The sequence below is a fragment of the Christiangramia gaetbulicola genome (assembly GCF_003054225.1).
Taxonomy (GTDB): Bacteria; Bacteroidota; Bacteroidia; order Flavobacteriales; family Flavobacteriaceae; genus Christiangramia; species Christiangramia gaetbulicola.
Map to the genome: position 1 here is coordinate 937993 of NZ_QBKQ01000001.1, position 16041 is coordinate 954033.

Sequence of the window (16041 nt, forward strand, 5' to 3'; positions counted from 1 at the left end):
ATGAAGAGAATAATCGTTCTTTTTTACTTTATCCTGTTCAATTTTACGGCAAAGGCCCAAAAAGACTCCCTCGTCTTTACCAATAATAATATCATGGTTGGGGAGGTAAAATCTTTAGACAAAGGCGTTATTACTATTGAAACAGATTATAGTGACAGCGATTTTAAGATAGAATGGGATAAAGTAAGTGAACTTTATTCTGAAAGTACCTATTTGATCAATCTCACTGATGGCCGCAGGCTTAACGGAACCATTAGCAGCGTGGCTCAGCCAAATTGGGAGATCTACAGGATAAGCGGGGATACCGTGCGGGTTAAAAGAGATGAGATCGTCTATTTTAAATCCTACGAAAAAGATTTCTTGAGCAGGATCAACGCCTCTATAGATGCCGATTATAGTTTTACCAAGGCAAATAATTTCTACCAGATCGGCGGAAGGGCAAATATAGGCTATACCGCACCAAAATGGTGGTTAAAGGCCAGCTATAGCATATTAAGGTCTAACCAGGATGAAGTAGCAACGGTACGACGCCAGGATGGTGATCTCTCTTATCGTGCCTTTCTGAAAAAGGACTGGTACTATAGTACCGTGATCTCTTTTCTTTCTAATACTGAACAGCTGCTGAATTTAAGAACGAACCTAAAGGCTGGATTGGGAAAATATATAATCCGCACCAATGTGTCCTACCTGGCCGCTGAGGGTGGGATCTCGGGAGTTAACGAAAATTTTGAGAACCAGATATCCAGTCAGAATTCCCTCGAGGCTTATGTAGGTTCTGAGCTTAATCTTTATGATATTGGAGACTGGAGTTTATTAACCAGGCTTATTGTGTATCCAAGTTTAACTGAAAGCGACAGATGGAGGATAGATTACGTGCTGGATACCAAATATGATCTCCCCCTTGATTTTTATATAAAAGCCGGACTTACCCTCAACTACGATAACCAAGCCGTAGAAGGAGCGACAGACCTGGATTATGTGGTACAAACCGGACTTGGCTGGGAGTTTAATTGATCAGGAATGCCTTTCATATTTCTGGATCACCGCCATACTTACAGAAAGAACTAAAATTGCGACCGGCACTATTAAAAGATTCCATTCCATAGTCCCTTCATGTTCAAATAATTGATCTACAAAAAGCACGACCAGGGAAACCAGGATCGTTTGCCATAATAGAATTTTAAGTTCAAAGAAGTTTTTGATCCTAAGCCACTTCGGTAAATTACTTTCATCATCTTCATCCCCTATCCTACCCAGGAATAATTTAGTTAGTCCCAGAGAAAAAATAAGGAATACCAGCCCGATTAGGAACAGGTCTATGGATTCCAGTATCTCTACCCCCGGCGGTTTGTCGCTTTCTAAATTAAAAAATACGATCCCATAGGCGTGTACCGATCTTTTTACCGCCAGGAAGATGAGGATGAGCGAATTTAAAAATGTAAATAGAACAATGATAACTACCAGGAACCTCAGCCTAAGGAGAAAATTCAGCATAATTAAAAGATTGGTGAGTAATAGTATGATCGGTATTTAAACCAGAATCGTTATGAAGTTAGTTCAATTTGACAAAAAAACAAACACAAAATTCTAAATAACAGAGTCTTACACCTCATCCGACCTTTCGAAGAAGTGAAATTTTAGATTAAAGATATCATCCTCATTCAGGGGAATATTCAGGATTATTTTGTAGAAATAAATGCGCTTGAGGTGGGATTTGTAAGGATATTCAGAACAAAGATCTTATTAGATCTCATTTTTTCAGACACAAAACGTCCGGGAGTTCCTGGGAAGAACTTCCGAACGTTCCTTTCAACACAACTCCTCCGCTAAAATGGAGCTGGTGGATTCGCTGTAAGCATTTCTGGCACTGGCTTTTTCCCGTCCTTGAATGGGCTCGGGGCGTAGGTCTTTGCCGTTAATACAAATACCAGTAATGCGATAGCTGTAATTAGAAAGAATTTGAACAGGATACTAATAATGTTAATATCAGTAACCGATTGGTCAATTAATTTGATTTGGCGCAAAAAAAGTCTCATAAAGTGTGATTTATCAGTAATCAGATTACTGTAGGTTCTAAATCCAGCTTTTATAAGTAGGGTGGGCTTGGGGTATGTGCAATTTAATGAGACTTAAGATTTATATTCAGACTACATCTAAATAGTTTTTAACCAGGATATTAACAATTAACAAATTATTTAGAAAACTGAGTTTAAAAAATTCAAATCCCAGCTTTGTCTTGTTTATTGTTAATAACAAACCCCTGAAGTAAAACTCCAGGGGTCTGCCTCACCTGATAATAAACTATTATCAGACCTCAACACTTTCTATCAAAATATCTATCCATCTTTCATTTTATTCCCGGTTATTTTTAATTGCCGCCTGTGCTGAAGCTATACGTGCTATAGGCACCCTGAAAGGTGAACAGCTAACATAGTTCATCCCCTGTTTATAACAGAATTCTATGGAGGATGGTTCACCGCCATGTTCACCACAGATCCCGATCTTAAGATCTGGCTTGGTACTTCTTCCTTTCTCTATTCCTATCCTGATCAACTGTCCCACACCTTCCTGGTCTATAGCTTCAAATGGATCTCCTCCCAGGATTCCTTTTTCGTAATATACCGGCAGGAATTTACCAACGTCGTCACGGGAATACCCAAATACCATCTGGGTAAGATCATTGGTTCCAAAAGAAAAGAACTCAGCATGTTTTGCAATTTCATCTGCGGTAAGTGCCGCTCGGGGAATTTCGATCATGGTACCCACGAGATACTCTACCCTGCTTTCTCTTTCAGTGAAAACAGTTTCAGCGACTTCCCTGATAATCTGCTCCTGAAGGATAAATTCCTTTACAGTACCTACCAGCGGAACCATAATTTCAGGTTTAACTATAATGCCTTTTTCCTTGAGGTTCAATGCCGCTTCAAAAATCGCTCTGGCCTGCATTTCGGTGATCTCAGGATAAGTATTTCCTAAACGGCAGCCGCGGTGGCCTAGCATTGGGTTGAACTCTTTTAGCTCATCTACCTTGTTTTTCACCTGTTTTACAGAAATATGCATTTCCTTGGCGAGTTCCTTTTGCTGTGAAAGCTCATGAGGCACGAACTCATGCAGCGGTGGATCGAGTAACCTGATCGTTACAGGTAATCCCTGCATGGCTTCAAAAATACCTTCAAAATCCTCCCTTTGCATAGGAAGCAATTCCCTGAGGGCTCTCCTTCTACCGTTGGTAGTTTCTGCCAGGATCATTTCTCGCATGGCTTTTATCCTTTCATGCCCAAAGAACATATGCTCGGTCCTGGTCAAACCAATACCGTTTGCTCCAAAATTTTTAGCAGCAAGAGCATCTTTGGGAGTATCTGCATTGGTTCTTACCTTCATACTCGCAAACTGATCTGAAATTTCCAAAAGCTCAGCCAGGTCTCCACTTAGTTCTGGTTCAACGGTAGCAACCTTTCCTTCCAGGATATTACCGGTACTACCATTTAATGAGATCCAGTCGCCTTCATGATAAACCTTATCACCCGCTTTCATAGAGCGACTCTTATAATCTATGCTTAGCGAACCTGCGCCAGAAACACAACATTTACCCATACCTCTAGCTACCACAGCAGCATGGGAGGTCATTCCGCCACGAGCAGTAAGGATTCCTTTTGCAATGTTCATCCCTTCAAGATCTTCTGGAGAAGTCTCCGTACGCACGAGTATAGAATTCTTGAACTTATAGGCCTCATCTGCAAAGAAAACGATCTGGCCGGTGGCTGCTCCTGGTGATGCCGGAAGTCCCTGGGCGATCACATGTGCCTTTTCCAGCGCATTCTTATCAAAAACAGGGTGCAATAACTCATCCAGTTTCATAGGCTCGATACGAAGTATGGCTTCTTTCTCATTGATCTTTCCTTCCTTAAGAAGGTCTACCGCGATCTTGATCATCGCTGTACCTGTACGTTTCCCATCCCTGGTTTGCAGTATCCATAATCTACCTTCCTGTATGGTAAATTCCATATCCTGCATATCCCGGTAATGATCCTCTATTTTTTGTTGATATTCATCCAGTTCTTTATAAAGTGAAGGCAACAGTTCTTCTAATGAAGGATATTTTTCGATTCTTTCCTTTTCATCTACCCGCGCTAGTTTAGCCCAGCGCTGCGACCCCAGTTTGGTGATCTGCTGGGGTGTCCTTACTCCCGCAACCACATCTTCCCCCTGGGCATTCATAAGATATTCGCCGTTGAACACGTTTTCCCCACTGCCGGCATCCCTGGTAAAACAAACCCCGGTAGCCGAATTATCACCCATATTTCCAAATACCATGGCCTGCACATTCACTGCGGTTCCCCAGTCTGAAGGGTATCCATGCATATTCCTGTAATACACCGCTCTTTTACCATTCCAGCTGTTAAATACCGCCATCGTCGCGTTCCATAGTTGTTCCCATGGATCGTCAGGGATACTTTCACCAGTAGTTTTCTTTACCAAAGCCTTGAAATCACGAACCAGTGCCTTGAGATCTTCTACAATAAATTCGGTGTCGAGTTCTATATTTCGTTTCTCCTTAAGTTCCTCGATGATCTGCTCGAAACCATCATTATCTTCCTTATTATCGGGCTTCATGCCTAAAACCACACTTCCATACATCTGTATAAACCGGCGGTAAGAGTCCCATACAAAGCGTTCGTTCCCCGATCTTTTGATCAAACCTTCCACGGTCTCATCATTAAGCCCCAGGTTAAGAACGGTATCCATCATTCCGGGCATGGATTTCCTGGCACCAGATCTAACTGAAAGCAATAATGGATTGTCCTTATCGCCATAAGTAGAGCCCATGATCTTTTCTATATGCCTCACTCCATCTTCAACTTCAGGTCTAAGAATTTCAATCAACTCTTCCCTGCCTTTTTGATGATATTCTGTACATACTTCAGTGGTGATCGTAAAACCCGGGGGAACCGGAATACCGATCCTGCTCATTTCAGCCAGGTTGGCTCCTTTTCCACCTAAAAGGTTCTTCATGTCCCTGGTTCCGTCGGCAGTTTTATTCCCGAATCTGAATATCCTTGCCTTTGTATTTATTGCTGTTTCCATAATGCTGATTATTTTGAATGAAAAGAGATATTAACGGACTGAAATTAGAGAAGAATAGCCTGATTTAGTATGACATTGATCATCTAAGGGATTATTTTACAGGGAATTGAAAACCGATAAGATCGATTAGAAATCAGTTTCAAAAATTGAAAAAAAAGCCTCCAGGTGAAACCATTTAATATTGTTTTACGGCATGAGTTTCAATTCTTTAATTTTTCTTTAGGAAGCTTGAAATTTTAAAATTTTACATTTGATAGACCGAAATCTGAATAAATGAATTGCTACATTTAAACCTAATGCACCAATTAACCTGCTTTTATGCCTGAATTCAACTCCCGCCGCTGGGCAGTAATATTAGTATTCTGGCTTATCTCCTGCCAGTTCATAATCGCCCAGGATACCAGTGAAACCCCACCCGAAGTTGGCACTACCCAGAAGGTAGGGGATGTGATCTTATTCGCCCTTCCGGCAGCCACTCTTGGAACCACTTTCATTATCGGCGATAAAAAGGGAACCTGGCAGTTCACCAAAGGTTTGCTCCTAACCGAGGCAGTTACCTTTGGATTAAAATTTGGCATCAATAAACGCAGGCCAGATATGAGCAACGACAATTCGTTTCCATCTGGGCACACCTCAACAGTATTTCACAGCGCGGGCTTTATCCACAGGCATTACGGCTTTAAATACAGTATTCCTGCTTATGCCCTGGCCGGATTTACCGCCGCGAGCAGGATAGATTCTAAAAAACATGATATTCTGGACGTACTCGCCGGAGCCGCAATTGGTCTCGGCAGCAATTTGCTGTTCACTACAGAATATCAGCAGGAGCATATGGAATTAACGTTTAGCAGTGGAGATGGACAGTATTTACTGGGTTATACCTACAAATTCTAGATGATGCGGAAAACCTTAATTGAATTCATATCCAGGATCAGGGACTTTCTACTGAAAAAATTTAAGGCTTACGACGATAAGCTGCCATATATCATCATTGCTATTATAGCCCTGATCATAGTGGTTAGCAGTATCAACTTGTTTATTGAACTTACCGACACTTTAAAAACGGATATGCTGGCCAGTATGGACGATAAGATCACAGAGTACGTGATCTCTTTTCGAACCCCGGCCCTGACCGACTTCTTTGTCTTTATGACCAAGGTTGGTGATTTTTATGGCTATCTGATCGTACTTACCATCTATTTTTTGATCTCCAGACTCGTCTTTAAAAGATGGAAATATGTGTTGCAATCTACCCTGGTATTGATACTGGCTTCGGCTTCCAACATGATGCTGAAGCGTTTTATAAACCGGGCCAGGCCTGGCATTGAGCATATGGTTTCGGTGGAAACCTTAAGCTATCCCAGTGGTCATGCTATGAGCGCCATGGCCTTTTACGGTTTTCTAATTTACCTCTGCACCAGGTTCAGGATCAACAAATTTCTGAAAACAGGTCTTATAGCCATGCTTGCTTTTATCATCTTAAGCATCGGGATTAGCAGGATCTACCTTGGGGTGCATTTCCCTTCAGATATTGCGGGAGGTTATATTGCCGGCTTGATCTGGGTCTTCTTTTGTATCCTTATTTTTAACCTCATAGAAATCTTTAGAAGCGACCCGAAAACCTGATTCAGCTAAAAACAGAAAAACCTGTAGATCTAAAAATCCACAGGTTTAAAAGTAGCCTCACCAGGAATCGAACCTGGATCTAAAGTTTAGGAAACTTCTATTCTATCCATTGAACTATGAGGCCAATTATTATAATATATTTTAAAAATTCTAAAGTTTAGGACCCCGATGCTTCGGGGCTATTCTATCCATTGAACTATGAGGCCGGTTGCTATAATATATTTTTAAAACTCTAAAGTTCAGGATCCCGATGCTTCGGGACTATTCTATCCATTGAACTATGAAGCCAACTGCGAACAAAAATAAGCGCTTTCTATTAGATATTAAAAAGCAAGATATAAAACTTCTATTTTTAATTTCCAGGAACAAAATCTAAATTGAGATCGGTTTAAAGTCGGCTATTATGAAAATTAAATCTATACTCCTTACTGGCATTTTATTGGTGATTTCCATCGCTTGCGGAACAACAAAATCTAATAATGAGGATACCTATTCGGGCATTATCGAACCAGCCGGTATTACCACTTACCAGTATGGCACCCATATTCTTAAGACTGAAAATACTTTCTATGCCCTGAAGAGTGAAAATATAGACCTGGATGAGCATTCAGGAAAAAAAATAAACTTACATGCCGAAGAGATAGAAGGCTATCCAGTAGATGGCGGCCCTGTATATCTCCAGGTTACTAAGATTAGGGAATGAGCCGGGATGTTAGCTATAATGCATATCTTTAGACTTTAACTTATGCCTGAAATTATGAACAGACTATTACTTTTAATATTCATCCTAAGCCTTACCAACCTTCAAGCTCAGAACATTGGAGTAGAAAAAGACGCTTTTGCACATACCTATTCTATCGTAGCCAGAGACACTATTACCGGTGAAATGGCCGTAGGAGTACAAAGCCACTGGTTTTCGGTAGGTTCCATTGTTTCTTGGGGGAAATCCGGGGTTGGAGTGGTAGCTACCCAGTCTTTTGTGAATCCCGCTTACGGTCCTGAAGGTCTGGAGTTGATGGCTAACGGAGTTTCTGCCGAGCAGGCTTTAACCCAGCTGGTGGAAGAGGATGAAGGCCGAGACTTCCGCCAGGTAGCCTTCCTTGATGCCAGTGGAAATGTTTCAGGATTCACCGGGAAAAATTGTGTGGAAGCCGCTGAAGATCTACAGGGAAAAAATTTCTCGGTACAGGCGAACATGATGGTCAACGATAAAGTTGTTCCAGCCATGGCTGAGGCCTTTGTAAGATATTCAGATTATCCCCTCGCAGAAAGAGTTGTTGAAGCTTTAAAAGCGGCCCAGGAAGCAGGTGGAGATATCCGCGGAAAACAATCTGCAGCTCTTATCGTGGTTGGACCTGAAAAGACCGAAAATAGCTGGGAAGATAAAAAGATAGACCTTAGGGTAGACGATCACGAAAACCCGATAAAAGAATTATCCAGGTTATTAAAGGTTGCCCGCGCTTATGAGCATATGAATCGCGGAGATCTTGCCGTTGAAGCCGGCAATATGGAAAATGCCTTAAAAGAATATGGCGCTGCCGAGAAGATGTTCCCAGACAATCTGGAAATGAAATTCTGGAAAGCCGTGGCCCTGGCCAACTCTGGCAGAATAGAGGAAGCGAAACCTATATTCAATACTGTTTTTAAAGCAGATAAGAACTGGAAGGAAATGATCACCAGGTTACCTCCTTCAGGAATTCTAACCATTTCTGAAGAAGAACTTAAAGAAATAACAGAATAAATTAAATATATTTATAAGTCTAAATAATTAGTTATGAAAAGCATACAGAAACTATCCTTAATATTTGCCTGCCTTCTTTCGGTTCTTATTTTCTCCTGTAAGGATGAAGAAAAAACAGCCGATAAAGAAGAAGCAGTTACCGAAACACCTTCTGCTGAAGAAATGAAGGAAAAGATGACCAAAACGGCTGAATTAAAATACAATCCTGCCCATGGAGAGGAAGGACATCGCTGCGAACTTCCGGTGGGAGCGCCACTTGAAAGTGCAAACGCTTCTTCTACTCCGCAGTTAAAGACATCACCGGTGAGAATGCAAAGTGCAACTCCAAGGATCAATCCTCCACACGGGGAGCCTGGACATGACTGTAGCGTAGCCGTGGGTGCAGAGCTCAAATAAAAAGAACATAAATCCTACCTCGAAATCAAATAGAAATTATTTTGCTTTTGTTGCGACCTAAAATGTATGAAAGCTACCAATACTAATTTCTATTCAGATCTTGAAGTTCATGATACCTCCATTAGTACCCTCATCGGGAATAAGGAGCATTTTTCAAGAATTCCCGGGGACTGGCATGTGCTGGTAGCCGATATTCGAAATTCTACCCAGGCAGTACAGAGCGGAAATCATAACCAGGTGAACCTGGTCGCGACCGGTTGCGTTATTGCCGTTTTAAACCTTGCCGAAGCTCACAAGATCGCGGTACCCTTCTTTTTTGGTGGCGATGGAGCTACTTTCCTAATTCCCGGAGAGATCAGGGAAAAAGCACTCTCGGTCCTGGAAAAACATAATAAGAATACCGAAAAGAACTTTGGTTTTACCCTCGCTATTGGCAGTTTTAGTGTTGCCGACATCTATAGCGAAAATATCGACCTCAGGATCGCCAGGGTCAAGGCCAACCAGGTTTTGAATATCCCCGTGGTGCTGGGAAACGGATTGCAATATGCCGAAGACAGGATCAAAAATGAACAATTCCCCCTGGAAACCTATTCAGAAGACGCTCCTCTAAACCTTACCGGAATGGAATGCAAATGGGATAAGATAAAACCTCCCAATGCAGACCAGGAGGTGGTGAGTTTGATCATTTCGGGTTGCGAGGAATCAGATTTTTCAAGAATATATTCCAAGATCATGGCCAGTATCGATGATATTTATGGCTCGGTTGGCAGCAGGAAACCTATTTCGGTAAAAAGACTGAAAATAAAGGCTGGGCTACAACGCATCAAGGATGAAATGAAAACCAAACTGGGAAGATGGAGCCTGCCTGCATTTCTAAAGAGCTTCATGATCGCCAATTTTGGGGAATTATACCTGCGGAATACCGATGCCGGTATAAGCTATCTTCAGAAACTGGTCGAGCTTTCAGACAATCTCACCCTGGACGGCCGCATAAATACCGTAATTACCGGTAACCGCTCACAGCGTAAAAAGCTGATGGCCTACCTGGATAAGCTTGAAAAGTTGAAACTAATTAAATATGGGGTACACGTGAGCGAAGAAAGCATCATGTCCTGTTACGTGAAAGACATTAGCACAGACCAGCATATTCATTTTATTGATGGGGGAAATGGTGGATATACAAAAGCGGCCAACCAGCTGAAATTAAAATTTCAGGATTGACCGCTCTTATAGTGTCTAAAATTATCTAATCTTCCAGCATTCCTGCTCTCTCAGCATCCCTTGGCTCTGGCCAGGTCATTTGCTCACCGGTTCTTCTGCTAACCGGAAGAACGATCTTATCCCTGGAAGTAGTTTCTTCATCCTCACTGGCCATATAAGCAAGCACAGCCGTTAGAATCACATTATTCTTTACGTCATCAAAAACGATCTTATCATAAGTATCCCTGTTGGTGTGCCAGGTGTAGTTCCAGTAATCCCAGCTTAAAGAGCTTAAATTGAAAGCAGGAGCTCCCGCCGCTACGAAAGAAGCATAATCTGATCCTCCCCTTCCCGGAGTTCCCGGAAAATTAGTTTCTATATGCTGGCTAACATTCTCTGGTACCTCATATAACCAGCTTCCCAGGTAATCGTAAGAATTAAGAAATCCGTTTCCAGAGATATTAACTACTCTACCCGTTCCATTATCCTGGTTAAATACCGCCTGAACATTATTTACGATTTCAGGATTATCCTTTACAAAAGCTCTTGAACCATTTAAACCCTGCTCTTCACTTCCCCAGTGCCCAACCAAAATGGTCCTTTTTGGATTTGGATATAATTTCTTAAGAATACGCATGGTCTCCATCATAACCAGGGTACCCGTCCCGTTATCTGTTGCCCCGGTAGCGCCATCCCAGCTATCGAAATGTGCTGAAAGGATCACATACTCTTCAGGCTTTTCAGTTCCTTTGATCTCGGCGATGGTATTAAAAGTAGGTACTTCACCAAGTTCAGAAGATTCTGCTACCACCTTGATCTCTGGCTTATCGCCATATTCCGCAAGTCGGTATAACATCCCGTAGTCTTCCAGGGAAACATCTATCGTTGGAACTTCTTCAGTATATGCTGAAAATACTTTATTAACCCCAAAGCCTTTAGACCAGTAAGAGCTAATGATTCCTTCAGCACCGGCTTCTTCCAGTGCTTTTGGCAGTTCTCTTCTAGAAAGCCCGGTTTTTCTTAACCTTTCATCCCATAATTTTTCAAGGGAATCACGCTGAGTCTTCATTTTTTCAAATGACTCTTTAGTAGCCCATTCTTCCCAGTTATCATCTGGTCTTCCCGTAGGTTGCGGCATCGAGATCATTACGAATTTTCCTTTCACCGATTTCAGTTTTTCAACAAAATCGAGGGAATCTTTAGCTTCAGGAAGAATTACCACTTCAGCGGTAACACCTTTTTTCCCTGTTGAAGGGCTCCAGGCAAGCTGTCTTCCCGCAAGGCTTTGAATTCTAGGGGAGATCATATCGATGTGAGTAATACCTCTTTCCCAGCCTTTCCATTTTCCCCATTGTTCATTTCTGGCCGGTATTTCCCAGCTATTATATTTTTTCACGGCCCAGTCATGAGCATTCTTCATTTGTGGAGTTCCCACCAAACGTGGACCTACAACATCCAGCAATTCATGGGCAAGATGTTCTAATTGTGAATTATTTTCTGCTTCCTTTACGATCTTATCGATCATTTCTTCCCTGCTCTGGGCAGAAATTACTGCTGTAGATAAAAAGAAGAGAATAAAAACCGAGAGTACTCTGTTTGTCATAAGTAAAAAGTTTTTGGGTTGATTTCAAGAGGTTACAATATCGTGCAATTTTGCCAATACATGAAATAAGACCGCGGCAAGCTGATATAGTTTAAAATACGAGCGAAAATTAATTATCTTGGCAATCCTTAAATCTGAAAATTTAAAATAAGAACATGCCTAAAATTTTACATACCCTAACCTTCTTCCTGATCGCTAGCGCCATTAGTTATGGCCAGACCTCAGACCTGAGTGTTGAAAAAGTAATGCAGGATACAGACTGGATGGGAACTTTCCCAAGCTCTGTTAAGTGGGGTATCCACAGCGAGAACATTTATTTTGATTACAATCCAGACCGGAATCCTTCAGATTCTTTATACCGCATTAATATTAAGAATCCGGCGAAGATCCTGAGCGTTTCTGCAGAAGAAAAAAGGGAGATCATCCCTATATCTGGAGATTTCAATAAGTCCCGTTCTAAAACCATCTTCACAGAAAATGGTGATCTTTTTATTTATGACCTAAAGGCTAAAGAAAAAAGAGAATTACTGGATCTTTCTTTCTCCATCCAGGATGCGGAATTCATGGCAGATGACAGAAAGATCTCTTTCCAGGCAGAAGGCAACGCCTTTATTTACGACCTGGAAAATGGGAGTATAAAGCAGATCACTCATTTTAAAAAGGGATCTGAAAAGCAAAAGAAAGACAAGGATACCTCAGCTAAAGAAGATTGGCTGGAGAGCGAGAACCTGGAGCTACTCGAGGTTGTAAACCAACGCAAGGAAGAAAAAGAAAGTTCTGAAGCCTATCTAAAGTCCACAAAAGAAGATGAGGATTTTGTTTTCTACCTGCAGGGCAAGGAACTCAGGAATCTTGAAATTTCGCCGAATGGGAATTTTGCCGGTTTCAGCCTTATTGAACGTAAACGCGGTAAAGAAACCGTGGTTCCGAACTATGTAGACGAAAGCGGTTATACCGTAGACCTTCCCGCTAGAAGTAAGGTCGGAGATATGGAATACACGGCAGAGCTTGCCTTATATGATCTTAGAAAAGATACGGTGTATATGATCGACTTTTCAGATTTGCCAGGAATCAAAGACCTGCCAGATTATACAGCCGACTATCCAGACAAAGACTGGGAAAAAGAAGAAAGAGAGATCATTCCTTCGAAGATCTACTTTTCAGATAACGGCGAAAAAGCTGTGGTGAATTTAAGGTCTACCGATAACAAGGACCGCTGGATTGCGGCCATAGACCTGGAAAAAGGAACCCTGAGATCTATCGAAAGACAAAGAGACGAAGCATGGCTGGCTGGACCCGGGATAGGATATACTTATTATGGAAATGCTACCATGGGCTGGTTGCCAGACAATAAGCATATCTATTTCCAAAGTGAAGAATCTGGTTACTCTCATCTTTATGTACTAAATGTTGCCAGCGGAGAAAAAAAAGATCTTACCCCGGGAGATTTCGAGGTTTTTGACCCAATGATCTCCAACGATAAAAAGCACTGGTACTTTACTTCTTCTGAAGTGCACCCGGGAGAGAGACATTTCTACCGCATGCCGCTTATGGGAGGTAAGACTGAAAAACTTACCAGTATGACCGGTAAAAATGAAGTTAGCCTGTCGCCAGATGAAAAATATATGGCCATCACCTATTCTTATATGAATAGCCCGGAAGAATTATATTTGAAAAAGACCAGTTCAAATGCAGAACCTCAGCAATTAACCAGTGGACAATCTGAGGCTTTTTCAGCCTACGACTGGAGAGAACCAGAACTCATAAAATTTGAAGCTCGAGACGGTGCTATGGTGCCGGCAAGACTTTATGTTCCCGAAGAAAGCGTTAAGAACGACGCGGCAGTAGTATTTGTTCACGGTGCGGGATATTTACAAAACGCCCATAAATGGTGGTCCAGCTACTTCAGAGAATATATGTTCCACAACCTGCTTACCGACCTTGGGTACACCGTGATCGATATAGATTATCGCGGAAGCGCGGGTTATGGAAGAGACTGGCGAACCGGAATCTATCGCCATATGGGAGGTAAGGACCTTACCGACCAGGTAGACGGAGTAAAATATCTTATTGAAAACCATGATATCGATCCCGAAAAAGTGGGAATCTATGGTGGAAGTTATGGCGGTTTCATTACCCTTATGGCGATGTTCACTGAAGCAGATACCTTCAAGGCCGGGGCTGCCCTGAGGTCGGTGACAGACTGGGCGCATTACAACCATGGTTATACTTCAAATATCCTGAATGAACCTTCTAAAGATCCCATCGCCTATCGCAGGTCTTCCCCTATCTATTTTGCTGAAGGTCTTCAGGGAGATCTTTTGATCGCCCACGGAATGGTAGACACCAATGTACATTTTCAGGATGTGGTGAGACTGGCCCAAAGGCTTATAGAATTGGGGAAAGAAGACTGGGAAATGGCCGTTTTCCCGGTAGAAGGACATGGTTTTGTAGAACCTAGCAGCTGGACCGATGAATACCGCAGGATCCTGGAATTGTTTAACGAAAATTTACTGGAAGAATGATGGATATCGAATATGTACGGGAACAGTTCCCGGCGCTTAGCAGAGATTTTATCTTTATGGATAATGCCGGTGGCTCCCAGGTTCTGAAAAAGGTCATTGAGCGCATTAGCGGTTACCTGGTACATCATAATGTACAATTAGGAGCTTCTTATAAAGTTTCAGCAGAAGCAGGTGGGAAATTAAAGTACGCCACTTCCAGAATTGCCGAGCTGGTGAATGCATCAAGAGACGAAGAGGTAGTGATAGGTTCCTCGACCACCATGTTGCAAAGGATCCTGAGCCTTACCATTAGTAGCCAATGGAAAAAAGGAGACGAGGTGATCGTGACCGATACAGACCATGAAGCAAATGTATCCCCATGGATGGACCTTCAGGAAAAAGGAATCAAAGTAAAGACCTGGCAGGTAAACAAAGAAACCCTGGAACTAGAAATCTCAGACCTTCAGAAGTTAATGACCGAAAGAACGAAACTGGTCGCAGTTACCCATGCGTCTAACGTCCTGGGAACGATAAATCCTATCAAAAAGATCACGCAAGCGGTTCACGAGGCCGGCGCCCTTATCTGCGTTGATGGTGTGGCTTACGCCCCACATAGAAAGGTAGATGTTAAGGACCTGGATGCAGATTTCTATACTTTCAGCTGGTATAAGACCTTTGGTCCCCACCTGGCCGTGATGTATGGGAAGTATGAAGAACTGGCGAAACTGGATAGCATTAACCATTATTTCATAGGTAAAGAGAGCGTACCCTATAAGCTGCAACCAGGAAATTTCAATTTTGAGCTTACCTATAGCACGCTTGGTATTATCGAATATTATGATGAAATATTCCGGCATCATTTTGGAGCTGAAAAGGCCAGTTACCAGGAAAGACTTACCAGGACATTCGAGCTTATTGCTTCCCATGAGGAAAAACTTGCTACGCTGCTTTTAGATTATCTCAATAGCGTTCCAGAGGTCAGGATCATTGGAATTTCAGAAGCTGATAGATCTAAAAGGGTACCAACCATTTCATTTGTTCATGAGAAGTTTAAAAGTGAAGAGATCGTGGAAAAAGTGGATGGTCACAGGATCGGGATTAGATTTGGAGATTTCTACGCCAAAAAATTAATTCAGGCTTTAGATCTTGAAGAAAAGAATGGCGTGGTAAGGGTAAGCCTGGTGCATTATAATACTACTGAAGAGGTTAGAAAATTGATCGGTGTATTTAAAGGAATATTTTAGACTAACGGTAACGCCAAAAAACACGGTTAAAAGGAACTTTGACCCCGAAATAAACCGCAGTTCTGCGCACCTGATCTTTCACCACCTCGAATAATTCGGCCTGAGCTCCCAGTTCAAAAGTGATTTTGTTCCTTATCCTGTAAGAGGTTGTTAACTTTACCGGCATGGTGATAACCCGAACGTCTTCTTCTTTTACGCTGGAGCCATAATCTGGTGATTCCTGTATGAACGAAGCTCCAATTCCACCTCCAAAATACCAGTTTTCGATCTGCCTGAAAGGATCAAAATTCACATAAGGCATGAAGGTTAGAGAGTTGTAGTAATTATCGGTCTGTAATTCTGAAGAAGTGGTCTTCTGGTAAAAAAGCTCTGCTCCCAGCCCCGTTTTTGGCCACAAATAATAGATGAAATATACTCCCGCACCAAAATTCGGTTCAAAACCAGACATTGAGAATCCTTTACCATCACCGTTACCAAATACATCATCTGCCACATATAAGGAGGTATGCTCATAATTGAGCATGGGGCCTATCTCATAATCTCTGTAACGCTGACTGTAACTGTGAATGGAAAAAAGGATGATCAGGAGGAAAAATAATTTCTTAATCATAGACCAGTTTCCTTTCAGTTTGAAAAAGCTTG

General features: G+C 42.0%; 14 protein-coding genes and 1 tRNA gene. 9 read left to right on the plus strand and 6 right to left on the minus strand.

The window, feature by feature from the left end; all coding sequences use genetic code 11:
- Complete coding sequence (locus C8P64_RS04245) at positions 1–1014, plus strand: DUF481 domain-containing protein (protein WP_108170788.1); 1014 nt, start codon at positions 1–3, stop codon at positions 1012–1014.
- Here C8P64_RS04245 and C8P64_RS04250 read toward each other — a convergent pair whose 3' ends face one another.
- The 3 genes from C8P64_RS04250 to ppdK all read right to left on the minus strand — a co-directional run bounded on the left by C8P64_RS04250 (position 1015) and on the right by ppdK (position 5085).
- Positions 1015–1494, minus strand: coding sequence for a YqhA family protein (locus C8P64_RS04250; protein WP_108170789.1), 480 nt, complete (start codon positions 1492–1494; stop codon positions 1015–1017). It abuts the gene before it with no gap.
- A 332-nt stretch (positions 1495–1826) separates the two neighbouring features.
- A complete protein-coding gene (locus C8P64_RS04255; protein WP_108170790.1) occupies positions 1827–2036 on the minus strand; it encodes a hypothetical protein in 210 nt (69 codons plus the stop codon).
- Positions 2037–2352: 316 nt separating this feature from the next.
- The gene (gene ppdK / locus C8P64_RS04260) at positions 2353–5085 is read right to left on the minus strand and encodes a pyruvate, phosphate dikinase (protein ID WP_108170791.1); all 2733 of its coding nucleotides are present in this window, start codon (positions 5083–5085) and stop codon (positions 2353–2355) included.
- A 318-nt stretch (positions 5086–5403) separates the two neighbouring features.
- Here ppdK and C8P64_RS04265 point away from each other — a divergent pair, with 318 nt between their 5' ends.
- Both C8P64_RS04265 and C8P64_RS04270 read left to right on the plus strand, forming a co-directional pair.
- Complete coding sequence (locus C8P64_RS04265) at positions 5404–5979, plus strand: phosphatase PAP2 family protein (protein ID WP_108170792.1); 576 nt, start codon at positions 5404–5406, stop codon at positions 5977–5979.
- Between the two features lie 3 nt (positions 5980–5982).
- Positions 5983–6711: a phosphatase PAP2 family protein gene (locus C8P64_RS04270; protein ID WP_108171280.1), complete on the plus strand. Its 729-nt coding sequence runs from the start codon at positions 5983–5985 to the stop codon at positions 6709–6711.
- Positions 6712–6763: 52 nt separating this feature from the next.
- Here the strand turns inward: C8P64_RS04270 and C8P64_RS04275 are convergent.
- Positions 6764–6835, minus strand: a tRNA-Arg gene (locus tag C8P64_RS04275).
- A gap of 279 nt (positions 6836–7114) precedes the next feature.
- Here C8P64_RS04275 and C8P64_RS04280 point away from each other — a divergent pair.
- From C8P64_RS04280 to C8P64_RS04295, 4 genes are all read left to right on the plus strand, one after another.
- The gene (locus C8P64_RS04280) at positions 7115–7414 is read left to right on the plus strand and encodes a hypothetical protein (protein WP_108170793.1); all 300 of its coding nucleotides are present in this window, start codon (positions 7115–7117) and stop codon (positions 7412–7414) included.
- A 54-nt stretch (positions 7415–7468) separates the two neighbouring features.
- Complete coding sequence (locus C8P64_RS04285) at positions 7469–8452, plus strand: DUF1028 domain-containing protein (protein ID WP_108171281.1); 984 nt, start codon at positions 7469–7471, stop codon at positions 8450–8452.
- Positions 8453–8485: 33 nt separating this feature from the next.
- Positions 8486–8848: a hypothetical protein gene (locus tag C8P64_RS04290; protein WP_108170794.1), complete on the plus strand. Its 363-nt coding sequence runs from the start codon at positions 8486–8488 to the stop codon at positions 8846–8848.
- A 66-nt stretch (positions 8849–8914) separates the two neighbouring features.
- Complete coding sequence (locus C8P64_RS04295; RefSeq protein ID WP_108170795.1) at positions 8915–10069, plus strand: DUF3095 family protein; 1155 nt, start codon at positions 8915–8917, stop codon at positions 10067–10069.
- Between the two features lie 25 nt (positions 10070–10094).
- Here C8P64_RS04295 and C8P64_RS04300 read toward each other — a convergent pair whose 3' ends face one another.
- Positions 10095–11573, minus strand: a complete 1479-nt coding sequence (locus C8P64_RS04300) for a M20/M25/M40 family metallo-hydrolase (RefSeq protein ID WP_423738316.1) — start codon at positions 11571–11573, stop codon at positions 10095–10097.
- 233 nt (positions 11574–11806) lie between these two features.
- Between C8P64_RS04300 and C8P64_RS04305 the strand changes: the two genes are divergently transcribed.
- Positions 11807–14176, plus strand: a complete 2370-nt coding sequence (locus C8P64_RS04305; RefSeq protein WP_108170797.1) for a S9 family peptidase — start codon at positions 11807–11809, stop codon at positions 14174–14176.
- On the plus strand, positions 14173–15399 hold the full coding sequence (locus tag C8P64_RS04310; protein ID WP_108170798.1) for a cysteine desulfurase-like protein: 1227 nt from the start codon (positions 14173–14175) through the stop codon (positions 15397–15399). The genes C8P64_RS04305 and C8P64_RS04310 overlap by 4 nt, the downstream gene beginning before the upstream one ends.
- Position 15400: 1 nt before the next feature.
- On the opposite strand, the gene C8P64_RS04315 is transcribed toward C8P64_RS04310, so the two are convergent.
- Positions 15401–16009 (minus strand): hypothetical protein, encoded by a 609-nt coding sequence (locus C8P64_RS04315; protein ID WP_108170799.1) that lies wholly within the window; start codon positions 16007–16009, stop codon positions 15401–15403.
- Positions 16010–16041 lie beyond the last annotated feature (32 nt).